At 63.2% G+C, this 2,765-nt stretch carries 2 protein-coding genes and 1 pseudogene; all 3 read left to right on the plus strand.

Annotated elements, in window-relative coordinates; genetic code table 11:
* The coding region (locus tag OQK_RS00075) for a tyrosine-protein kinase family protein (protein WP_038860037.1) at positions 1–665 on the plus strand (665 nt) is incomplete at its 5' end.
* Positions 666–731: 66 nt separating this feature from the next.
* Positions 732–2,123 (plus strand): undecaprenyl-phosphate glucose phosphotransferase, encoded by a 1,392-nt coding sequence (locus OQK_RS00080; protein WP_016770560.1) that lies wholly within the window; start codon positions 732–734, stop codon positions 2,121–2,123.
* A gap of 46 nt (positions 2,124–2,169) precedes the next feature.
* Positions 2,170–2,765 (plus strand): annotated as a pseudogene (locus OQK_RS00085) (nucleotide sugar dehydrogenase); the annotation flags it as partial.

Genomic DNA, 2,765 nt, shown 5'->3' on the forward strand with positions numbered 1-2,765 from the left:
ACGAACGCCCGGCGCAGGTGGTGCTGGTCACGTCTTCGGTGTCCGGCGAAGGCAAGAGCACCATCGCCAACAATCTCGCTTCGTCGCTGGCGCCGCTGGAACGGGTGCTGCTGATCGATGCCGACATGCGGCAGCCGACGCTGTCGCTGAACTTCGATTTTCCGCCGCAGAGCCCCGGCCTCGCTAACCTCATGGCCGGCAGCGCGCGGCTGGAAGACTGCATCCGCAGCGTCGGCAATCTCGACATGCTCCCGGCCGGCTGCCTGTCGCCATCGGCGCTGGACCCGTTCGAGGCACCGCGTTTGAAAGCCTCGAGCAGTTCGAGCAATGCCGTGGCGCCGGCGCAGGATTTACTCAGCTCACCGCGCCTCGGCCGGCTGTTGCAGATTCTCAAGTCGCGCTACCGGCACATCATCATCGATTCGCCGCCGGCGGAGATCGTCAGTGACGCACTGTTGCTGGCGCAGCATTCCGATGCGGTGATCTACGTGGTCAAGGCGCAGAGCACGCCGGTGGGCCAGGTGCGCAAGAGCATTGCCGTGTTGCAGCAGAGCCAGGCGCCGGTGTTCGGCGTGGTGCTCAATCAGGTCGATCTGCGCAAGGCGCGCAAGTACGGCCATGGCCATTCCCGTTCCTTCTACGACTACGACTTCGCCCCGCGCTGATCCTTCGGGCCGTGCCGCCCGGCAACAGCAAATCCTTCCCTGTTCGACGAATCGGAGATCGCGCCGATGACCTCGCAATATTCCGCGCAAATGGCACACCGTCGCGGCCTCACCTTCTGGGTGCAATGGCTGTGCGCAATGACCCTGGTCAACCTGTTGCTGATCGTGCTGGTGCACTGGCGCATCGGCGAGTTGCCCAGTGAGTACCGCTTGCTGATCATCCTCACCGTGCTTGGCTCAATGCCGGTCTACGGCCTGGTGCAGGTCTACCACAAGCGCCATGGTCTGCTGGTCGGGCTCGGACGTTTGCTCGCCGGTTGGCTGATTCTGCTCGGGCTGCTGATGAGCATCGCCTTCGTCACCCAGACAAGCGCGTTGTTCTCGCGGCAAGTGGTGATTGTCTGGGCCGTGGTCGGTTTTCTCGCCCAGGCGGCGACGTTTCTGCCGCTGCATCTGTTCGTGCGCATGTACACCAAGATGATCAGCAACGAGCGACGCGCGGTGATCATCGGCACCTGCCCGACCGCCCATGAACTGGCGCGCAAACTGCTCGACCCGGATCGTGCGCTGCTGCTCGGTTTTGTCGCGGCGAAAGCCGACAGCGGCCCGGCGCCGAGCATCCTGCCGCTGCTCGGTGAGGTCGAGGACATTCGCGAAATCATCACACGCTTGCAGGCGCGGCGCGTCTACATCGTGCTGCCGATGGCCGAGGCAGCGACCATCGAAGCGCTGTACATCAACCTGCTCGACATGAACGTCGACGTGGTGTGGATTCCGGATCTGGGCAGCATGGTCCTGCTCAATCATTCGATCTCCGAGATCGAGCGGATGCCGGCGATCTATCTCAACGAAAGCCTGCTCACTTCGCACCCCGGCAGCCTGTTCTGCAAGGACCTGTTCGAACGCAGCGTCGCCGCGGTGGCGCTGATTCTGCTCAGCCCGCTGCTGCTCGGCGTGGCCATTGCGGTCAAGCTGACGTCGCCGGGGCCGGTGCTGTTCAAGCAGAACCGCCATGGCTGCGACGGCGAAGTGATCCGCGTGTGGAAATTCCGCTCAATGCGCGTGCACGACGATCAGCAAGTGCGTCAGGCCACCCGCGACGACGACCGCGTCACACCGCTGGGACGCTTTCTGCGACGCAGCTCGATCGATGAGCTGCCGCAGCTATTCAACGTGCTGTTCGGCCACATGGCGCTGGTCGGCCCGCGCCCGCACGCAGTCACTCACAACATCTATTACACCGGCAAGGTGCGCGCCTACATGGCGCGGCATCGGCTCAAGCCTGGCATCACCGGGCTGGCACAGATCACCGGGCATCGCGGCGAAACCGAGACCGTGGAAAAGATGCAGCGCCGGGTCGCCCAGGACCTCAATTACATCAATCAATGGTCGCTGTGGCTGGACATCAAGATCCTGCTGAAGACGCCCTTCACCCTGTTCTCGAAAAACATCTACTGACAGCGGCCAGCGCTCTGGCCCACCCCGCCACGCATGAGGTTTTCCCATGAATGTGAGTGTATTCGGTATCGGTTATGTCGGACTGGTCCAGGGCGCCGCGCTGGCCGAGGTTGGCCACAACGTGCTGTGTGTGGATGTCGACGCGGCCAAGGTGCAAGCCTTGAATGACGGCAGCCTGCCCATCTACGAGCCGGGTCTGAAAAGCCTGGTGCGGGACAATCATCACAGCGGTCGCCTGCAATTCGGCAGTGATCTGGCCGCTGCGGTAAAACACGGCGACGTGTTGCTGATCGCCGTCGGCACGCCGCCGGACGAGGACGGCTCGGCGGATCTCAAACATGTCCTCAGCGTCGCCCGCACCATCGGCGAGCACTTGCGCGGCGAGCAGATCATCGTCGACAAATCCACGGTGCCGGTGGGCACGGCGGACCGGGTGCGCGAATGCATCAGCGCCATCCTCGGCGAAAGCGGCCGTGGTGCACTGACCTTCGATGTGGTTTCCAACCCGGAATTTCTCAAGGAAGGTTGCGCGGTCGACGACTGCATGCGCCCCGACCGGATCATCATCGGCACCGATAGCCCGCGCGCCGAAGCGCTCGATGCGCGAGTTGTACGAACCGTTCAATCGCAACCGCGAAAAAA

It is taken from the genome of Pseudomonas sp. R62 (assembly GCF_000257605.1).
Lineage (GTDB): Bacteria > Pseudomonadota > Gammaproteobacteria > Pseudomonadales > Pseudomonadaceae > Aquipseudomonas > Aquipseudomonas atacamensis.